Origin of the sequence: Pseudomonas putida (assembly GCF_001636055.1) — a bacterium.
Classification (GTDB): domain Bacteria; phylum Pseudomonadota; class Gammaproteobacteria; order Pseudomonadales; family Pseudomonadaceae; genus Aquipseudomonas; species Aquipseudomonas machongensis.
In genome coordinates this window covers 4,121,827-4,137,831 of sequence record NZ_CP011789.1, presented here as the reverse complement: position 1 = coordinate 4,137,831, position 16,005 = coordinate 4,121,827, and the positions used below count along the sequence as shown (strand labels likewise).

Below are 16,005 nucleotides of genomic sequence, written 5' to 3'. Positions count from 1 at the left end.
TCAATGTGGAGTTTCTTGCCGAATACGCAAGCTTTCTCGCCAAAACCGCCACTGTGGTGATCGCCATCCTGGTCATCCTTTCGGGTATCGCCAACCTGCGTGGCAAGGGTCGACGCAAGCCCGGCGGGCAATTGCAGGTCACTCGCCTCAACACCTTCTACAAGGAGCTGCGCGAGCGCCTGGAAGCTGGCCTGCTCGACAAGGCCGAGCTCAAGGCCCTGCGCAAGCAGCAGGCCAAGACGGAAAAACAGAAGAAGAAAGGCAAGGCCAAACCCGAGGAGAAGGGCCGGGTCTTCGTGCTGGACTTCGACGGCGACATCAAGGCCTCCGCCACCGAGAGCCTGCGCAACGAAATCACTGCGCTGCTCACCCTCGCCACCCCACGTGACGAAGTGGTGCTGCGCCTCGAGAGCGGTGGCGGGCTGGTGCACAGCTACGGCCTGGCTGCCTCGCAGCTGGCGCGTATCCGCCAGGCCGGCATTCCGCTGACCGTGTGCATCGACAAGGTCGCGGCCAGCGGCGGCTACATGATGGCCTGTATCGGCGAGAAGATCGTCAGTGCGCCGTTCGCCGTACTTGGCTCGATCGGCGTCGTCGCGCAGTTGCCCAACGTCAATCGCCTGCTGAAAAAGCACGATGTCGACTTCGAGGTCTTCACGGCCGGCGAATACAAGCGCACCGTCACCGTGTTTGGCGAGAACACCGAGAAGGGCCGGGAGAAATTCCAGGAAGACCTGGATATCACTCACCAACTGTTCAAGGACTTCGTCGCCCGCTACCGCCCACAGCTGCACATCGATGAGGTCGCCACCGGCGAAGTGTGGCTGGGTGTTGCCGCACTCAACCGCAAGCTGGTCGACGAGCTGCGCACCAGCGACGAATACCTCAGCAACCGCGCCCACGACGCCAACCTGTTCCACGTCCGCTACGCCGAGCGTAAATCCCTGCAGGAGCGCATCGGCGTGGCCGCCAGCGGTGCCGTGGAGAACACCTTGGTAGGGCTTTGGAGCAGGCTTGGCCGCTTGCGCTAACACCTTGAACCCCTTGAAGATTTTTTTCTTCAGGGGGGTTGCAAGGTGAGGGGAATGCCGACATAATGGCGTCCATCGAAACGCAGCTCACTTGAAAAAGCTGAGCGGTTTCAAGGAGATAGCGAAAGCTGACTCCGAACTTTGAGGCCGAGTAGCAAAGTGGTTATGCTCCGGATTGCAAATCCGTCTACGCCGGTTCGATTCCGACCTCGGCCTCCACCATTCGAAAGCCCCGCAGACATTGAGTTTGCGGGGCTTTTTTAATGCCTGCGGATTGTCCCCGGCCTCTGTATTTGGGACAAATTTGGGACACCGAAGCGAATTGCGTGACCGACAAACGGTCGGCAAAATCCGCAGCATGGCCACATATGAGCAGCGCCCAGGCGGCGCATGGCGGGCGAAGATCCGCCGCAAAGGATACCCATCGCTATCTGCGACCTTCGACACCAAGGCCGAGGCCCAGCGCTGGGCGGCGGAAATCGAAGGCGATATGTCGCGAGCCCGCTTCGTCGACATGCGCGAAGCTGAACGCACGACCATGGCCGAAGCCCTGGACCGCTACGCCCGCGAGATCAGTTCGTCGAAGAAGGGCGCAAAGCAGGAGCAGACCCGAATCAACAAGTGGAAGAAACACCCGCTTGCCAGCAAGGGGTTGGCTGCATTGCGATCAAGTGACTTTGCTGCATACAGGGATGAAGAGCTCAAGGCGGGGAAGTCCACGGCCACGGTCCGTCTCGACCTGGCGATCATAAGCCACCTGTTCACGGTGGCGATCAAGGACTGGGGTATTGAGGGGCTGAGCAACCCGGTGATGAAACTGCGCATGCCCAAGGGGGCAAAGGAGCGCGATCGCCGGCCACTCAGTTTCGAACTGGCCGGTGTGATCGAGAAGGCGGGGGAGATTCACGCCGAGATGCCGGCGATCATTCAGCTTGCTGTTGAGACGGCCATGCGCCGTAGCGAACTGCTTGGGCTTCGTCGCGAGAATGTGAAGCCAAAGCACGTGCTGCTTGAAGACACCAAGAACGGCACCCGTCGCACGGTGCCCCTGTCCTCGCGGGCAAGAGCACTGCTTGACGGACTGCCCGCGCGCCTGGATGGCAAGGTGTTCTCGCTTGCGCCGCACTCGGTGAGCCAGTATTTCAACCGGGCTTGCAAGGCGGCTATGGTGAAAGACCTGCACTTCCATGACCTCCGGCATGAAGGAACGTCCAGGCTTTTCGAGAAGGGTCTGTCGATCATGGAAGTGGCCAGCATTACCGGCCACAAGACCATGAGCATGCTCAAGCGCTACACGCATCTGTGCCCTGACACACTGGCCGACAAGCTCGGCTAGCGGACGCTGGCCAGTGTTGGCGGCGCGTTGCGCTTCCGCCCAGGCTTGGCCGGTGCATGCATGCCTTGCTCGTACTCTTCCAGGAACTTGCGCACCGTGGAGACTCGCCAGCACAGTCGCTTGCCTTGCTTGAAGAACGGCGGCAACCAACTGGCATCGTCTTGCCGTGCGCTGCGTATCGATGACTCGGTGCGTCCGAGCATCTTCGCCAGCTCGGGGATGTGGATGACCTCTTGTTCCATGTGACCCCCTCAAAAGATGAACCGGGTAGCGGTTGTGCTGGCGCCGGGCAGTCGCACCAGCACCGGCCCTTCGTCGAACTGGTCGCCGGCTGGCGGCGGGTTGATGTGCTGCTCGGCCCCGGTGACGGCGAACGCGCCGGAGACAGCGCCGATGTAGAAGCCCAGGGCCAGGGCGGCGACCAGGCAGACGAGGATGGTTCGTGCTTTCATGGTCGTGACCTCAGTAGGGGATGCACTTGTTGCAGGCACCTTTCCAACCCGGAGTGCCGCAGCCGGAGCAGGGTTCGGTTTCCGGTGTGCCGCGCTCTTCCGGACGGCTGTTCAGGTCTGGCCACAGCAGCGCCTCAACTTCTTCCCGGTATCCGTACTGCTCAAGAGTCCCGCCAAGGTTCTTGTGAATCTTGATCAGCGCCTGCTCGAACCGGTCGATGCGCTCATCCCGCGCCGTAAGGTCGGACTGCAGTTGAGCAAGCAATGCGGTGGCCCGGCGTTCTGCCTTGTTGCCGTTGCCGGGTGTGAAGTCGGGAATGTCGTCGGACGACTTGCGCTCCAGGGCGGCGCGGGCTTGCCAGGCTGAGAACAGTTCCGAGCCATAGCCGGGCTTGAAGCCATTGCCGTGCTCGGAAGTCTTGAGGGTGTATCCGATGACTGCGCACCACGACTCAAACGCGGGACGCTCATCGCGCTCAACCGGCGCGGCCGCTTCCCGGCCTGGATACACGCCAGGAAGCGGCCCAACCTGCGGCTTGCTCTTTTGCTTTTCGCGGATCTGATCGACCTTCGTCCACACGCGGGCAAGCTCGGTATCGGCCAACTGGTGCATATCCAAGTCGTTGGCCAGGCACAGAGCGGCCAGGGTGACCATGACGCCGCCGACCTCCTGGGAAGGATCGCCCACCGGGCGGCCGTACACGTACTCGACCAACTGATGCGCCTCGTCAGCGCTGCAACCTAGCGACTGGACCAGCTCTAGGGCTTCTTCGAGGAATCGGTGGTTACGTTCCTCTCGGTCGCCAGCAATCATCGCGCCGAAGCACTCCATCAGCCATGGCTGGACCCGCTGCTGGAAGAGATCCGGCGCGCTCGGCTCTGCGCTGGCGTACTCTTTTGCCAGCCGGACCAGGTCCTTCGCAGCAACCTGGAAGCTGTGAATTGTGCGCCCGCCGCCCCAAGGCTTCGGCCCGGCCACCCGCTCACCCGTATCGTTATCGCCGATGCTCAACGACGGACCCTCAACCCCTTGGACTACTTCAACCAGTACATGTCCTGGCTTGATTTTCTGGCTCATGGCTTGACCTCTGGCTCTGCGTTGGCGGATGTGACAGCCTTGATCTTGTCGATAAGGCTGTACGCGCGCTGCCTTGCGTATGTGCTCGCGGCGGCCAGGTGTCCGCTGTTCAGTAAGTCGTGCGACTCAATAAGCAGCGCATCCCGCTCGGCCAGCTGGGCGCGCAGGGCATCACGCTCGACGGTTAGATTTACGGAATCCTGATACCACTTGTCTTCGCTCGCGCGCAGCCGCTCAACCTCATCAGGATCGGAGTGGGCATAGAGCAGACCCAGCTTGGCGATTTCGTCGAGGCAGGCATTCCAGCCGTCTGCCTTGGCATCCGTGTGCGATAAGCCTTGATGCACATGCAGCTTTCGATCAGGCAGCGCCACCGGCTCGCCATGGTGTTGGGCTGGCTCGCCGGTAACCCGCGCTTCGATGGCAGCCCAGGCTGGGCCGTATTCTGGCCAGTCGCTTTCGATCACTAGACACTCGCGCTCAGGAAGGCGGCGCTGAATGGCAGTCAGCTGCTCGGTAAACGGCCTGCCGACTGCGGGCGGAACCTTGGCCAAGTCGCTGAGCTTGATAACGATGTACCGGCCTTCGCGATGAAAAGGCGCGCTGACCATCTCTGTGTTGCTCATGATGCGTTCTCCTGCGCCCGCCTCTGGCGTTCGGCGCTGCATTTTGTGTGGTTGCCCCGGTTGCGCGGCTTCTCGCAGATCTCGCAGATGACGCGGCAGTCGATGGGCTTCATGGGGTGGCCGCGGTGCTCGGTCTTGCGGCGCAGGGCGGTCATTGCCCGTGCGCCTGCAGCAGCTGGATCACATCGAGATAGCCCTGCACCACGCTCCCGGGCCTTCCGGTGGCGGCACGCTTGAGCACCTCGATGACCTGGGCCACGCCGTTGGTGTCGTTCAGCTTGGCCTTGAGCGATGCCACCATGTCGCGGGCATCCTCCCGGGCCTGGATACGCATGAAGTGGTTGATGACGCCGGTGGGCACCGGCATCGGCAGGGGTTTGTCGGGCTTCGGCGCCGTCATGGTGGAAAACACAGGCGCAGGGGTAGGGTGGCGGGCCCGGTCAAGGGCCGCCTGGGCGGTTGGGTTCATACGCTCTCCCGATGAGAAACGCTCAGGCCCACCGCAACCGGGCGAACCCAGATTGGCATGCTGCTGAGCATGAAGGTTTCGCCCTGGGCGGCCAGGAGCAGGGTGGTGCCCATAACATGGGCGATGGCTTCCGCCGCGGCCGGCGGCACTGCGTTACCAATGCGCTCGCGCCAGGCCTGATCACTCAGCCCGTCGAGTTCCAACTGTTCTTCCGGCTCGACCAGGCTTTGCAGCGCAGCCAGCTCCAGCGTGGTGAATGGGCGGTGCCAGGTGCCGTCGAGTGATTCGATCACGCAGGTAAGTCGGTCGTTGGCCTCTGGCAGCCGGGGATCGGCAACGCTCCAGCGCCCGTTGTCGTGCATGGCGCTGGCGGAAACGGCGCCGGCCTGGCCATTCCAGGGAACAACCCCATAGTGGCCGCCAGTCAGGTAGGCATCACCCTTGCTGCGGCGCATGCCCGGGCGCGGGTCTGCGATCGACAGTGCACCGCTGGCCACCTGCTGCGACCCGGTCACGGTGCCAGCGGTCTGGTTCATGGCGACCACGTTGAGCTTTCGGCTCGACGCGCCTGGATGCCAGTTGTGATAGCGAGGGTCCTGGACGGCAAAGGCACCTTGGCCTGTGGTGCTGCCAGCAATCACGGTGTTTGCTGTCCCGCCGAAGGGCGTGACCTGGTATTTGCCGAAGCCTTCACCGCCGCGGCGAGGGTCAGCAACACTGAACGTGCCTTGCCCTGGGCTCTTGACGCCAATCACCGCGCCGCTTGTGTCCTGCCAGCGGCGCACGCCGTATTGCTGATACTGTAGTGCTCCGGCCTTGGCGCGCGGATCGGCGACCGAGAACTTGCCATTTGTTGGCCCGCTCCGTGCTGCCACGGTCCGTGCAGTCTCTGACCAATCGTTCACGCCCAAGAACCCATCACGGAATTCGGGGACGATGATCAGGTCGCGAAGGTAGCCATCCTCGATCGCCAGATCATTCAGGCTGCGCCAGTCCTTACCGGCCTCGACCAGGGCCAGGCGGACCCAGGTCTTCCATTGCAGGGCGGGCACACGGTGCATTGGACCGGCCTGTTCAATATCGCCGGCCAGCGGCATGCGGCCGAGGATGTCGCCCACGGCGCGCAGACTCTTCTTCTCCGGCTCGTACAGGAACGGCGGCACCTTCTCGACGTGGCGGGCTACCAGCAAGAAGCGCTTGCGGCTCTGGGCCAGGCCGCCGATGACGCCGCAATCGTGGGTGGTTTCGGCAACCGCGTAGCCGAAGTGGCTGAGCAGGGCGCCAATCTGGTCCAGCAGGTGCCGGCCACGGCTGGCCAGGCGCGGCACGTTTTCGAACACCAGCAGCGGCACCGGGTCATCGCGCCAGGCCTCACCCATCAGCCAGATGCAGCGCAAGGTGAGCTCGTTCAGGGCCTGGTACTTCGGAGTCAGGCTCATCTTCTCCGACAGCAGGCCGCTGGCGCCCTTGCAGGGGGAGCTGATGAATACGGCGTCGGGGCGCCGGTACTGCGCAGCGCGGCGGATATCGTCGGGGCCAGCCTCAGTCCAGCCGGCTGCCGGCTCCCTGCCGTGAAAGCGTGTGTACTGGTCGCGGGTGAACAGATCGATCAACGTGCCGTCGACGCCCGACAGGCGCTTGAAGTCGGCCAGGCCGGCCGGGTCAACGTCGACACCTCCCAGGCATTCCCATTCCCCCTGCATGTTGCCGACGATGGGCTTGGCCTTGTTGAAACCCTTGGCGCCACCGCCCAGGCCGCAGCAGAAGTGGAAGTGAGTCAGTTTTTTCTTGATCAGCATGCTGCCGTCCTTGAATCGATGGCATGAAAAAGGCGCCTTGCGGCGCCTGCGGTTCATCGGGATGTGTCAGACCACGACTTCATCAAGGGTGGCGATCACCTTGTAGCTGTGGTCCAGCGCCGACTCGCCTTCCTTGTCGACGGCGATCACCTGGTCATCGAGCAGGCGCAAGAGCAGGGTGGTCGCCTGATCCGTGCCGATCGCCAGTCGGCTCTGCACCCAGTGCGCCTTGAATGGCTTGCCGTTGGCCTTGGCGACGATCAGCACGCGGGCGTCTTCGTAGGCGTAGTCGCCGAACTCCTTGCTTTCGTGCACTTGTGCGCTGCTTTCAGCATTGCCGGTGCGCTGCGCCAGTTCTTCGGCGGTGCCAAGCGGGTGTTCCTGACCAGAGGATTCGGCTCCCTCATGGATTCTCCCGCTGAACAAATTGCCGGTCAGGTCGCTGGAGTGCAGCGGGAACTCTTTCTGGTCGCGGTCAGGAACGATCGCATCAAGCCCTTCGTCGTAGCTGTCCGGAGCCATCACCAGCAGGCACAGGTGGCCTGCGTGGTCGACAAGGTCGTGTTTCTTCGGGTCCTTGCCGTCAACGGTTGCCGTCACGGTCATGTGCTTCGCATCGACCTGCACACGTTTGATGTCCACCGGAATGGTAACCACGCCATTTGCTGCGATGGTGCGGATCGCCACGTGCACCGAGTCTTTAACGCCGAGGGTCACGCGCTCGATGGTCAGCTGCTGGGTGTTTTCGCTCCAGTCGCGGAAGTTCGGGATCTGGTCGATCACCAGGTTGACCAGGTCGTGCTCCAACAGCTCGCCTGCAATCTCCGAAGGCAGGCAGCCATGCAGTTGTGCGCGTGCAATGATGTCGCGGTGCTCAAGTTTCATGCAGTTTTCCTCAGTACTTGGCGATCTCTTCCAGCTTTTTCTGCTGGTGAACGCTCAGAAGGGTGCGCGGGCCATGGCGCTTGAAGGCGGCCCGCATGTTTTCGACGAACTCTTCTTCCCAGGCGCCGCTGGCGTGAAGCTCGGCAGCGGCCAGCAGGGCCTGGAATTCCTCGATTCGGTCGTACAGTTCTTCCACGGTGCTGCTGGCCATGTTGGTTACCTCGGTCAGGCTGCGTTGCGCTGGCTCGCTACAGCCTCGATGTGATTGATCAGCTCGGCGCAGATGCGCAGGAAGTCACTGGCGCGGTACAGCTTGGCCGAGCGCTCTTGTGCAACCGCCTCGAAGCCCAGCGAAGCCAGGAAGTCAGCGGTCAGCGTGAAGCCCAGGCGGTTGCTGATATCGCCCAGCTTGATGCGCTGGCCGTCGTCTGCCGGTGCTTTCGTCTCAGAGGTCGTGACGGCTGCCACCGGCTCGGGGCTGTTGATCTGGTTGACTGGCTGCTGGACCGGCTCTTGAACCTGCTGCACGGGCTGTTGCTGAGCCTGGCGGGCCTGCTCTTCCTCTTGCTGGCGTGCCTGGTCGTCGCGCTTCTGCTGCTCGGCCTGCTCGTAGTCGTTGATCCGCATCTTGATCAGCGGCACCAGATCGTCGTTGGCCTTCATCACCAGCTCTTGGGCGTCCTGGAACAAGAAGCCGTGTTGGCGGGCCAACTCGTTGAGGCTGGCAATGTTCAGGCGGATCAGGTCACCGATGCGGCTGGCTTCGATCTTCGCCCGGGCCAGCTCCGCCTCGGCGGCTTCCTTGAGGCTGCTGACCTGCTTCTTGCCCTTGATGGCTTCGGCGAAGTTGGCCAGCACCTTCGGCATGCGGATGCGGCCACCCAGCGTGGCGTCGATCTGGTCGATGTGGACCTGCAGCGCCTTGGCCGCATCCATCACGATCTCGGTGCGGATGTTTTCCTTGCGGGCCTTGACCAGCTTTTCCAGCTCCAGTCGCTTGCGGCGCGTCTCGGCGGCGATATCGTCGATCGCCTTGAACAGCACGTCGATGCTCTCGGTCTGGCTGAGTGCGTGCTCTTTCGCGGCCTTGAGCTTGTCCTCGACCTCGCCGCACCACTTCACGGTGGCATCGGCGTCGGCGAAGTCTTTGTCGGTCGACAGCTCGGTATTGATGTTGGCAATCACGCCCAGGGCATGGGCCTTGAACGCGTCCAGGTTGCTTGCGGTGACCATGCCGGTAACGTCGATGCGCAGTGCCGGCAATTGATCAGGGGCCGAGCCAATGGTTTCGACCTTGGCTTCCTTTACCTCGAAGTTGCCCAAGTCTTCCTCGAACTGGGCCCAGCCTGCGATCAGTTGCTCGCGACGACCGGCGACTGGCCGGTACTCCAGGTGTTCGAAGTTGTCGCTGGTGCCGTCCGAGCACACGAAGATCACTCGCTCGGCGCCACTGACCAGCAGCTGCTGCTCGAGCTGCCAGTAGTAGTGCGGATCAAGATCACCAGCTCGAATCATCGCCACAACTTTCTGGTTCCACAGCTTGTGCTCGAACAGCGTGTCGCCGAGCATCGTGGCCCCGTCCATCGAGGCCAGCAGGTTGCCGCTGGTGCCGACGATTGGGTACAGCTCTTCGCCGAGCATTTCCTCGACCAGGGGGCGGGCCAGCTCTTCGGTGGCGTGGCCACGGTCGAACACCGCCTGCTGCTGCGGGGTAACCTCCGGCACGATGCCGGTCTTCTTCATGGCCAGCAGGTCGTTGCGGGTCTGGTACTTCGAGGCGCCCATCATCGCGGGCGCCTCCGAAGCGGTGAAGTAGCTGGCGCGCAGGGCGTGCCACTCGGGCGTTCCCTGTTGGACGTTATGCACTTGCATCGGCGGACTCTCCATCAATAGGGGCCAAGGCATTGATGCGCTCGACCTGCTCAGGGGTGACGGTGTACTTGCTGGTCAGGTTGGCCAGCAGGTGTTCAGGGCTGGTGCGTCCGAGGCCGATCATCGATCGCCACTTCTCGGCGTTCTCGTCCAGCTTGCTGTCGGGGTAGGGGGGCAACTGCTTCGGTTCTTCCGCTCTGCGCACGTGGGCCTGGTTCAGCTCGCGCTCGGTGGGAATGTCCTGGACTTCCTCGGCGACAGCCATGCCGCGCAGCACGTCGGGGAACAGGTCGCGCAGGGCGAACGCTCGGGCGCGCATCTGGCGCATCCGCTTGGGGTACTGGCTCCAGGGCCCTTGCTTACCAGCCAGGCCGGCCGCTTTCGCGTCGGTCATGCTGAACGTGCGCACCTGCTCTTCCTCACCACGGCGCTTAACGCGGCAGGTAGCGGTCTCGCCGTCGTCCGTCTCGACGACGTACTCACAAAGGGGCGAGCTGCGCACCAGGGCGATTACTGCATCACCCCACAGCGCTGGCCGCCCGTTGATGACGGCGATGCTCTGCATGGCTTGCATTGGCTGCAGGCCCAACTCCATGCCCCACTGCACGGCAACCAGGATGTTGGCTGGCTTGCGCTGGAAGTCCTTGGGGACAATGTCGGAGGCTGCGAGGAAGTCCGCGAACTTGAGGGCTTCATCGATGTTCTGTGGGGCAAGGCTGAACGTGGGCTTGATCGCAAGATCGCTCATTGTGTTGGTCCTGTTCGGGTAATGAGATCAGCCAGGGCAACCAGCGTCAGCCAGCCGGCCCAGCCAAGGAGGGATTGAGGGGCGCCGCGCCAGATCATGTGGCGGCGTCGACGTTGGGCGGCGGTCATTGAGGCGGCGCCGGAAGCGGTTGCCAGTGCGTCGGCTCGTCGTCATCGCAGAAGCCGCCATCCCACGAATGCCAATTGCCGCCCGAGTCGATCTCGGTTTCCCCGAGGTAAACGCCCGTGGTGCCGTGGAAATGCGACTCGGACTTGACCCACTCAATCCAGGCACCGGCTGTCACACGGTCGCCTTTGCGCAAGATGATTTCTGTGCCGTCGCGCGGAGCGGTTTCGATTGATCGCCAGCCGCTCATGGAAACCTCACAACGAGCATGTTCTTGCGCACCTCGATGCGGTGCAGCAGGCCGGGCTCGGAAGCTGGAAACAAAAGACCCTGCGAACGCAGGGCCTTGATCAGGTCGGGGAGGGTGGCGGCGATCACCGCCGCGCATTTACTGGGCATAACGGCGCTCCAAGAGAATGTCGCGCTCATCGGAGCGCCAATCGCCGGCCTCGAACAGCACGTCGTCCGGCTCGGCATCGTCTTCCATGGGTTCTGGCTCGTCGTCCAGGTCGGGCGGGTCGAGCCAACGGTCGTAGGCGCTCATGGCAGTGCAGCCAAGGCGAGTCGATGGGTGCGGCACGCTTGAGCGAGCAAGCGAAAGCGGGCCATGTCGATGCGCATGGTGATCAGGTCGCGCTGCTCGGCAGTGATATCGCCGCAGGCCAAGGCATACGCGGCCATGCCGGCCACGTAGCTCAGTTCAGTTTCGGAAGCCGCCACCAGCTCACCCGGTGGCACAGCAAGCGCTCGCTCGATGTTCTCGTCGAACACCTTCTGCGCGGTTGGATTGAACATGGTGGTTACCTCGATTTAGGCGGGATGCATCGGGGTGTGATCTGGCCGGTGCTGATCTCCGGCTTGCGTGAGAAGTGTCAGGTTCTACCGAGCCGGTCAGCTTTCGCCCGCCGGCGCCGCGCTTATGAGCCTGCATCGCTGCGCATCAGCCTGCGCATTCAGATCACACTCCGATGCAGCCTGCGGGGCAGGGCATAGGGGCGTTTTAGCGTGCGCCACCACGGGCCTTTTGGACTCCAAGCCCCTTTCACGGAATCGAACCGCATCACTTCCTACCAAGCCTCGGCCAACGAGCCGGAATCGAACCGGCACTTTCTGTATGGCTTGCGCTAGATCCTCTCTTGCTGGTCTCCGTTACACGCCACGGTGGACTGGGCGATTCCTTGTTCGGGGGCCCTTGAGGCCCAACAGCCGACCACGCTCTGCATGCTGTCGGCTCTCGTTTATGCGGTGCTCGACGCTGCGCACCCGGGGTGAGGCTTCCCCTGTACCGGATCGGCTCCGGCTCGCTGCCATCCGGGGCGGTGTGCTGGTCCGGATGTGGCAAAAGTAAGCCAATGCCTAATCGTTGTAAATAGGTAATGCCTAACTTTTTTCGTGCAGACACAAAAAAGCCCGCTCGGGGCGGGCTGATTCAGGTAGAGAGAGGTGTCCGCTAAAGTGGGTCTGGAGTCAATCCAGCTGGGAACCGGTCATATCCAGACGTTTTCGGCAGCTTGAGCGTAAGCCGCATGATTTCGAAAGCCGATTCTTCGACGTAGGGGAATCCACGACTAAGCTGGCGCCACATTTCTCTGGCCAATGGGCGTAACTCATGGCGACCTCCAACCCTCATGGTGTGAAGCCAAATCATGGTTCCGGCAGCATCGCTTGGCTGCTTCGCTTTTTGATACTCCCTGATAATCCCGCCAAGACGCAGGGCTACGGTTGGGTTCATTGGATAGTCCACTAGAGGGTCCATGAGCCGGAAGCCGTCCTCCTCGAGGACGTTTCTCTGATGTGTCGCCACGGCAACCAAGAAACCAATCTCCTTGCCGTCCATGCCCGCCAACTGATCCACAAACGCACTCATCTCTTTGCGTTGAGTCTTCAGAGCCCATGCATGAAACATCCTTGTGAAGATCCCCATACCTACCCCTTTGCTGGAACGCTTCCGTGGACTTTCTCATTCCTGCGCTTGCGAATCAGCGTGATGAAGGCGTCCAGTTCATCGGTATCCAGCGCGCCGACTGACGCGGCCTCGGCGATGGCGACAAACAGGGTCAAGACTTTCTCCGGGTGTTGCTGAAAGCCCATGAAGGTTTCCGCCAGCTCGGCAGCAGAATCGCGGTCCAGCCCCGGTAACTCGTCGGCAACCCCTTTGAGGACTGCAGTGAAGCTTGCCTTCGTGACAATGTCCTTGATGAGCGCATTCATTCCGCCGGCTTCCTTGATGCGAAAGCTCCGTGCGGCACCACCTGCTATCACTTTGGTTTCCGCAAGGATGGGCATCACCCATGAATCCCCGCCGGATACCAGCTTGGCCTGGTCAGCACTGATTCCCCAGTGCGTAGGCTTCACATCGTCCTTGAAGTACTCAATCAGCTGAAACAGCTTTCCCTTATCAATACGCCCGTATTTCACCCAGCCCTGGACAGACGGAGGCGCCACGCCGAAGTCATCCGCGAGTTTCTTTTTCGAAACGCCTTTAGCGATGCGAGCTGCCTCGATCGCTTCACCCAATTCTTTACCTGTAAGCATTGCCTAATTAGGCTCTCTGATCCTATGAGTAGGCAATGGCTTGCTTTAAATTAGCCAATGCCTTATTTTTTCTCCGTCACTCAACGGAGAACCCTCGCCATGACCCCTGCAGAGGCCGCCACCAAGGCAGCCGGCATCCTGGGCAACAAGGCCAAAATGGCCAAGCTGCTTGATGTCCGCCCACCAACCGTGAACCAGTGGTGCTCTGGCGTTCGCCCGATCCCACCAGCTCGCGCCATCCAGATCGACAACCTGACGGAAGGTCAGGTGAAGCGTGAAGACCTGTGTCCTGCGTTCCCGTGGAACGGGGCGGCGGCCTGATCATGTCGACGACTGAATTAGACGCCGACCCGGCTGACATAGCCCGCGAGATCGAGACGCTGATCTTGCAGCGGCTTGCACGCACCAGCCAAAAGGCCATTGCCCTGGAAACCGGTTGCAGCGAATCGACCGTGTCGCGCTGGAACGACGGTGAGTACCAGCGCTGGGCCCAGGTCCTGACGCTGCTGGGCCTGCGCGTTGTGCCGCAGACCGCCGTTGTCGTCACTGCCGATTACCTGTCCGCCCTGGAAACCATGGCGCGGATCGGGTTGAAGGCCGAACGCAAGCGGCCTGGCCCGCTGGGCTGGGACTGACCATGATTGCCATCCGTCTTGATCAATCCGAGTGGGATCTGCTGGCCGGTGAGCCTGCAGAGCTGCTCAAGTTATACTGTGCCCTCAAGCGCCGTATGGACTTCTCGACGGGCATAGCAGGGCGCAAGACCCTGCTGAATGAGTTGGTGCTGCGCGAGGGGTTCACCGTTGACCCCATTCCAGGCCGCCCAAAGCAAAAGCCGATCACCCGCGAGACATACCGATCAGCCATGCGCAGGCTGGAAAAGCTGGGGTTGCTGGTGACCCTGGGCGTCATGGTGTACCAGTTCCCGCACGCTCGCAGTGATGCTCCGTCCAAAACAGCTACAACCGAGCTACAACCAACCGCGCAACCAGAGCTACAACCAGATCAAGGCACCCCGCAAGCCACGGAATCCGCCGTCCGGACAAATTCCGAAGACGAGCAGCAACCAGAGCTTCAACCACATTACTCGCCGAGCAGCAACCTACTTCCGGAATCCGGTAAAAGCCCTACTACTCTCACCGCGCGCGGCTACTTCGCGATGCATGACGGCTGGCAGCCACAGGCCAAGACCTGGAACGCCACCGCGCTGCGCAACGCCATCCCCAAAGCCGTCCCCGAAGACACCCTCAACGAATTCCGCTCGTACTGGATCGCACGCCCCGACAAGGAGCAGTCGCAGGCCCAGTGGGAGCACCAACTCGCCCAGTCCCTGAAACACCACATACGCCAGGCGCAAGCCGGGGGGTACACCCATGGATCACAAGGACCTGCCAAAGCAGAAGCCAATCAGCACCGCACCCGGGGTCAAGGACCTACTGGGAAAGGCGGTGGATACCAGCGCGAAGATCGTTCGGCACCCGGCCTCGTCAGGGCCGCAATCGCTGAGCGACAGCAGCGAGAACAAGCTGCCGCAAGTGCTGCTGGACAAGCTGTGGCTGAAAATGTCGGAGATGTACGGCCACCGCTGGACGTCGAATTTCGGCGTATCAGCTGACCAGGACCACAGCTGGGCCAAGATCCTGGGCGGCCTCACTGGCCAGCAGCTCGCCAACGGCCTGCAGGAGCTGGTCAACCGGGCAGCCGAATTCGAGTGGCCACCAGCTGCCAACGTCTTCCGTGGCCTGTGCACAAAGCTCCAGGGTTTCCCCGATACCGACCGCGCCTGGCACGAAGCCCTGCTCGGCAAGTACAGCCACGAGGCTGTGCGCATCGCCGCCGAGCAAACCGGAACCTTCGAGCTGCGCCAGGCCAAGTCCACCGACAAGCCGCTGCGCCAGCAGTTCGAGCGCAACTACGCAATCGTGCTGCGCCGGGCCGAGAACGCCCAGCCCCTCGACGGGAAGATCAACCGCGGGATCGAGCACGACAGCGGCATGAAGGCCCAACTGGCTCGCTCCCATCAGGAAGCACGCGACCTGATCGCGGCACAGAACATCCCCACGGACGGCCAGCAGGCAAGAGCGCTGCTGCTGGCCAAGCTCGGCATTCGGAGAGACAGCCATGCGTGAGTATCAACCACAGACGCGGGCACCGCGCGGCGTAGATCCGCAGGTCAGGGTCATGAGCGTCATCTGCGACGTGTGCGGCACGCCTCGCAACAAGGGCAAGCATGACAAGTGCTCGAAAGCGCGCCAGGCCGCAGGGTTCAGGACCTGGGCAGAGCGACCAGCCAGCACCCCTGTGACCTGTGCCGAGTGCGGTCAGGTACACCGCCTTGACGCGATGATGGGGAACACCTGCCGGCGCTGCTACGCGGAAACCATGTATCGGGTGATCGCAGGGGAGGCCGAGTGATGACCGTGATGACCAACTGCGTGAGCTGCGGCGACAGGTATCCATTGGGGCGCCTGATAGGGCACATCTGCCGCCACTGCATCGGCAAGCGCCAGGACGAAGAGCTCAAGCGCGCTGAGGATCAGCGCCTTAACCAACTGGCCGACGACCTGGTACTGGGCAAGAACGGGGTGCAAAGCGATGAATGACGTTCAGCCAGTCCAGTTCGTTGTCCCAGGCGATCCCGTAGGCAAGGGCCGCCCGCGCGTCAGCACCATCGGTGGCCACGCACGCATGTTCACGCCCAAGAAGACCGCCAGCTATGAGGGGCTGATCGCCGTTGTCGGTGATCGCGCCATGGCAGGCCGTCCGCCGATCGAGTGTCCCGTCATGGTCGAGATGCGCATCGTGCTGCCGGTCCCGGCCTCGAAAACCAAGAAGTTCAAAGCCCAGGCCCTGGCCGGCGAGATCTTTCCGGCGAAGAAGCCCGACATGGACAACGTCGTCAAAGCCATCTTCGACGGCCTCAACGGCATCGTCTGGAGGGACGACGTCCAGGTCGTCGACGCAATCGTGCGCAAGCGCTACGGCGAAACGCCTGGCGTGCACGTGAAGATCACCCCGCGCCCACAGGAGGCCGCATGAACACCACCC

26 protein-coding genes and 1 tRNA gene are annotated in these 16,005 nt (G+C 62.2%); 10 read left to right on the top strand and 17 right to left on the bottom strand.

Features of this window, described 5'->3' with window-relative positions:
• The first annotated feature begins 5 nt into the window (after positions 1-5).
• The 3 genes from sohB to AB688_RS18505 all read left to right on the top strand — a co-directional run bounded on the left by sohB (position 6) and on the right by AB688_RS18505 (position 2,367).
• Positions 6-1,031 (top strand): protease SohB, encoded by a 1,026-nt coding sequence (sohB, locus tag AB688_RS18515; RefSeq protein ID WP_063545455.1) that lies wholly within the window; start codon positions 6-8, stop codon positions 1,029-1,031.
• Between the two features lie 145 nt (positions 1,032-1,176).
• A tRNA-Cys gene (locus AB688_RS18510) sits at positions 1,177-1,250 on the top strand.
• A 139-nt stretch (positions 1,251-1,389) separates the two neighbouring features.
• Positions 1,390-2,367 carry a tyrosine-type recombinase/integrase gene (locus AB688_RS18505; RefSeq protein ID WP_063545454.1) on the top strand — a complete coding sequence of 326 codons (978 nt, stop codon included), beginning with the start codon at positions 1,390-1,392 and terminating at the stop codon, positions 2,365-2,367.
• Here the strand turns inward: AB688_RS18505 and AB688_RS18500 are convergent.
• The 17 genes from AB688_RS18500 to AB688_RS27230 all read right to left on the bottom strand — a co-directional run bounded on the left by AB688_RS18500 (position 2,364) and on the right by AB688_RS27230 (position 12,957).
• A complete protein-coding gene (locus AB688_RS18500) occupies positions 2,364-2,609 on the bottom strand; it encodes a hypothetical protein (protein WP_063545453.1) in 246 nt (81 codons plus the stop codon). The two genes, AB688_RS18505 and AB688_RS18500, sit on opposite strands and share 4 nt — an antisense overlap.
• 9 nt (positions 2,610-2,618) lie before the next feature.
• Positions 2,619-2,819 (bottom strand): hypothetical protein, encoded by a 201-nt coding sequence (locus AB688_RS18495; protein WP_063545452.1) that lies wholly within the window; start codon positions 2,817-2,819, stop codon positions 2,619-2,621.
• Between the two features lie 10 nt (positions 2,820-2,829).
• A complete protein-coding gene (locus AB688_RS27070; RefSeq protein WP_063545451.1) occupies positions 2,830-3,897 on the bottom strand; it encodes a hypothetical protein in 1,068 nt (355 codons plus the stop codon).
• The gene (locus tag AB688_RS18485) at positions 3,894-4,523 is read right to left on the bottom strand and encodes a hypothetical protein (protein WP_063545450.1); all 630 of its coding nucleotides are present in this window, start codon (positions 4,521-4,523) and stop codon (positions 3,894-3,896) included. The genes AB688_RS27070 and AB688_RS18485 overlap by 4 nt, the downstream gene beginning before the upstream one ends.
• The gene (locus AB688_RS27065; protein WP_196759871.1) at positions 4,520-4,678 is read right to left on the bottom strand and encodes a hypothetical protein; all 159 of its coding nucleotides are present in this window, start codon (positions 4,676-4,678) and stop codon (positions 4,520-4,522) included. Before AB688_RS27065 ends, AB688_RS18485 begins: the two co-directional genes overlap by 4 nt.
• A complete protein-coding gene (locus tag AB688_RS18480; protein ID WP_063545449.1) occupies positions 4,675-4,992 on the bottom strand; it encodes a hypothetical protein in 318 nt (105 codons plus the stop codon). The genes AB688_RS27065 and AB688_RS18480 overlap by 4 nt, the downstream gene beginning before the upstream one ends.
• Positions 4,989-6,791 (bottom strand): DNA cytosine methyltransferase, encoded by a 1,803-nt coding sequence (locus tag AB688_RS18475; RefSeq protein WP_063545448.1) that lies wholly within the window; start codon positions 6,789-6,791, stop codon positions 4,989-4,991. Before AB688_RS18475 ends, AB688_RS18480 begins: the two co-directional genes overlap by 4 nt.
• 66 nt (positions 6,792-6,857) lie before the next feature.
• Positions 6,858-7,676: a hypothetical protein gene (locus AB688_RS18470; protein WP_063545447.1), complete on the bottom strand. Its 819-nt coding sequence runs from the start codon at positions 7,674-7,676 to the stop codon at positions 6,858-6,860.
• A gap of 10 nt (positions 7,677-7,686) precedes the next feature.
• Positions 7,687-7,887, bottom strand: coding sequence for a hypothetical protein (locus AB688_RS18465; RefSeq protein ID WP_063545446.1), 201 nt, complete (start codon positions 7,885-7,887; stop codon positions 7,687-7,689).
• Between the two features lie 14 nt (positions 7,888-7,901).
• On the bottom strand, positions 7,902-9,548 hold the full coding sequence (locus AB688_RS18460; protein WP_063545445.1) for a YqaJ viral recombinase family protein: 1,647 nt from the start codon (positions 9,546-9,548) through the stop codon (positions 7,902-7,904).
• Positions 9,535-10,296 carry a recombinase RecT gene (locus AB688_RS18455; protein WP_063545444.1) on the bottom strand — a complete coding sequence of 254 codons (762 nt, stop codon included), beginning with the start codon at positions 10,294-10,296 and terminating at the stop codon, positions 9,535-9,537. Before AB688_RS18455 ends, AB688_RS18460 begins: the two co-directional genes overlap by 14 nt.
• A gap of 124 nt (positions 10,297-10,420) precedes the next feature.
• Positions 10,421-10,672 carry a DUF551 domain-containing protein gene (locus AB688_RS27060; RefSeq protein WP_063545443.1) on the bottom strand — a complete coding sequence of 84 codons (252 nt, stop codon included), beginning with the start codon at positions 10,670-10,672 and terminating at the stop codon, positions 10,421-10,423.
• Positions 10,669-10,821, bottom strand: coding sequence for a hypothetical protein (locus tag AB688_RS27055; protein WP_196759870.1), 153 nt, complete (start codon positions 10,819-10,821; stop codon positions 10,669-10,671). Before AB688_RS27055 ends, AB688_RS27060 begins: the two co-directional genes overlap by 4 nt.
• Complete coding sequence (locus AB688_RS26900; protein WP_155738224.1) at positions 10,811-10,966, bottom strand: hypothetical protein; 156 nt, start codon at positions 10,964-10,966, stop codon at positions 10,811-10,813. Before AB688_RS26900 ends, AB688_RS27055 begins: the two co-directional genes overlap by 11 nt.
• The gene (locus AB688_RS18445) at positions 10,963-11,217 is read right to left on the bottom strand and encodes a hypothetical protein (RefSeq protein ID WP_063545442.1); all 255 of its coding nucleotides are present in this window, start codon (positions 11,215-11,217) and stop codon (positions 10,963-10,965) included. Before AB688_RS18445 ends, AB688_RS26900 begins: the two co-directional genes overlap by 4 nt.
• Before the next feature lie 655 nt (positions 11,218-11,872).
• Positions 11,873-12,346: a hypothetical protein gene (locus AB688_RS18440; protein ID WP_063545441.1), complete on the bottom strand. Its 474-nt coding sequence runs from the start codon at positions 12,344-12,346 to the stop codon at positions 11,873-11,875.
• Between the two features lie 2 nt (positions 12,347-12,348).
• On the bottom strand, positions 12,349-12,957 hold the full coding sequence (locus AB688_RS27230; protein WP_063545440.1) for a helix-turn-helix domain-containing protein: 609 nt from the start codon (positions 12,955-12,957) through the stop codon (positions 12,349-12,351).
• Positions 12,958-13,056: 99 nt separating this feature from the next.
• Here AB688_RS27230 and AB688_RS18430 point away from each other — a divergent pair, with 99 nt between their 5' ends.
• From AB688_RS18430 to AB688_RS18400, 7 genes are read left to right on the top strand one after another with little or no spacing between them, the layout of a single operon-like run.
• Positions 13,057-13,278: a transcriptional regulator gene (locus tag AB688_RS18430; RefSeq protein ID WP_063545439.1), complete on the top strand. Its 222-nt coding sequence runs from the start codon at positions 13,057-13,059 to the stop codon at positions 13,276-13,278.
• Between the two features lie 2 nt (positions 13,279-13,280).
• On the top strand, positions 13,281-13,592 hold the full coding sequence (locus tag AB688_RS18425; RefSeq protein ID WP_063546815.1) for a CII family transcriptional regulator: 312 nt from the start codon (positions 13,281-13,283) through the stop codon (positions 13,590-13,592).
• Positions 13,593-13,594: 2 nt separating this feature from the next.
• Positions 13,595-14,572 (top strand): DnaT-like ssDNA-binding domain-containing protein, encoded by a 978-nt coding sequence (locus AB688_RS26895; RefSeq protein ID WP_155738223.1) that lies wholly within the window; start codon positions 13,595-13,597, stop codon positions 14,570-14,572.
• On the top strand, positions 14,520-15,086 hold the full coding sequence (locus AB688_RS18415) for a hypothetical protein (protein WP_063546813.1): 567 nt from the start codon (positions 14,520-14,522) through the stop codon (positions 15,084-15,086). The genes AB688_RS26895 and AB688_RS18415 overlap by 53 nt, the downstream gene beginning before the upstream one ends.
• The gene (locus AB688_RS18410) at positions 15,079-15,372 is read left to right on the top strand and encodes a hypothetical protein (protein WP_063545437.1); all 294 of its coding nucleotides are present in this window, start codon (positions 15,079-15,081) and stop codon (positions 15,370-15,372) included. Before AB688_RS18415 ends, AB688_RS18410 begins: the two co-directional genes overlap by 8 nt.
• On the top strand, positions 15,372-15,560 hold the full coding sequence (locus AB688_RS18405; RefSeq protein ID WP_063545436.1) for a hypothetical protein: 189 nt from the start codon (positions 15,372-15,374) through the stop codon (positions 15,558-15,560). The genes AB688_RS18410 and AB688_RS18405 overlap by 1 nt, the downstream gene beginning before the upstream one ends.
• Positions 15,553-15,996, top strand: a complete 444-nt coding sequence (locus tag AB688_RS18400; RefSeq protein WP_063545435.1) for a RusA family crossover junction endodeoxyribonuclease — start codon at positions 15,553-15,555, stop codon at positions 15,994-15,996. Before AB688_RS18405 ends, AB688_RS18400 begins: the two co-directional genes overlap by 8 nt.
• The last annotated feature ends 9 nt before the right edge of the window (positions 15,997-16,005 follow it).

Coding starts and splice junctions, on each gene's coding strand:
- AB688_RS18440 (WP_063545441.1), bottom strand. CDS start 12,346: ATGGGGATCTTCACAAGGATGTTTCATGCATGGGCTCTGAAGACTCAA.
- AB688_RS18455 (WP_063545444.1), bottom strand. CDS start 10,296: ATGAGCGATCTTGCGATCAAGCCCACGTTCAGCCTTGCCCCACAGAAC.
- AB688_RS18430 (WP_063545439.1), top strand. CDS start 13,057: ATGACCCCTGCAGAGGCCGCCACCAAGGCAGCCGGCATCCTGGGCAAC.
- AB688_RS18445 (WP_063545442.1), bottom strand. CDS start 11,217: ATGTTCAATCCAACCGCGCAGAAGGTGTTCGACGAGAACATCGAGCGA.
- AB688_RS27055 (WP_196759870.1), bottom strand. CDS start 10,821: ATGCCCAGTAAATGCGCGGCGGTGATCGCCGCCACCCTCCCCGACCTG.
- AB688_RS18480 (WP_063545449.1), bottom strand. CDS start 4,992: ATGAACCCAACCGCCCAGGCGGCCCTTGACCGGGCCCGCCACCCTACC.
- AB688_RS27060 (WP_063545443.1), bottom strand. CDS start 10,672: ATGAGCGGCTGGCGATCAATCGAAACCGCTCCGCGCGACGGCACAGAA.
- AB688_RS26895 (WP_155738223.1), top strand. CDS start 13,595: ATGATTGCCATCCGTCTTGATCAATCCGAGTGGGATCTGCTGGCCGGT.
- AB688_RS26900 (WP_155738224.1), bottom strand. CDS start 10,966: ATGAGCGCCTACGACCGTTGGCTCGACCCGCCCGACCTGGACGACGAG.
- AB688_RS18485 (WP_063545450.1), bottom strand. CDS start 4,523: ATGAGCAACACAGAGATGGTCAGCGCGCCTTTTCATCGCGAAGGCCGG.
- AB688_RS18475 (WP_063545448.1), bottom strand. CDS start 6,791: ATGCTGATCAAGAAAAAACTGACTCACTTCCACTTCTGCTGCGGCCTG.
- AB688_RS18495 (WP_063545452.1), bottom strand. CDS start 2,819: ATGAAAGCACGAACCATCCTCGTCTGCCTGGTCGCCGCCCTGGCCCTG.
- AB688_RS18505 (WP_063545454.1), top strand. CDS start 1,390: ATGGCCACATATGAGCAGCGCCCAGGCGGCGCATGGCGGGCGAAGATC.
- AB688_RS18410 (WP_063545437.1), top strand. CDS start 15,079: ATGCGTGAGTATCAACCACAGACGCGGGCACCGCGCGGCGTAGATCCG.
- AB688_RS18415 (WP_063546813.1), top strand. CDS start 14,520: ATGTCGGAGATGTACGGCCACCGCTGGACGTCGAATTTCGGCGTATCA.
- AB688_RS18400 (WP_063545435.1), top strand. CDS start 15,553: ATGAATGACGTTCAGCCAGTCCAGTTCGTTGTCCCAGGCGATCCCGTA.
- AB688_RS18425 (WP_063546815.1), top strand. CDS start 13,281: ATGTCGACGACTGAATTAGACGCCGACCCGGCTGACATAGCCCGCGAG.
- AB688_RS18500 (WP_063545453.1), bottom strand. CDS start 2,609: ATGGAACAAGAGGTCATCCACATCCCCGAGCTGGCGAAGATGCTCGGA.
- AB688_RS18460 (WP_063545445.1), bottom strand. CDS start 9,548: ATGCAAGTGCATAACGTCCAACAGGGAACGCCCGAGTGGCACGCCCTG.
- AB688_RS27230 (WP_063545440.1), bottom strand. CDS start 12,957: ATGCTTACAGGTAAAGAATTGGGTGAAGCGATCGAGGCAGCTCGCATC.
- AB688_RS18465 (WP_063545446.1), bottom strand. CDS start 7,887: ATGGCCAGCAGCACCGTGGAAGAACTGTACGACCGAATCGAGGAATTC.
- AB688_RS18405 (WP_063545436.1), top strand. CDS start 15,372: ATGACCGTGATGACCAACTGCGTGAGCTGCGGCGACAGGTATCCATTG.
- AB688_RS18470 (WP_063545447.1), bottom strand. CDS start 7,676: ATGAAACTTGAGCACCGCGACATCATTGCACGCGCACAACTGCATGGC.
- AB688_RS27070 (WP_063545451.1), bottom strand. CDS start 3,897: ATGAGCCAGAAAATCAAGCCAGGACATGTACTGGTTGAAGTAGTCCAA.
- AB688_RS27065 (WP_196759871.1), bottom strand. CDS start 4,678: ATGACCGCCCTGCGCCGCAAGACCGAGCACCGCGGCCACCCCATGAAG.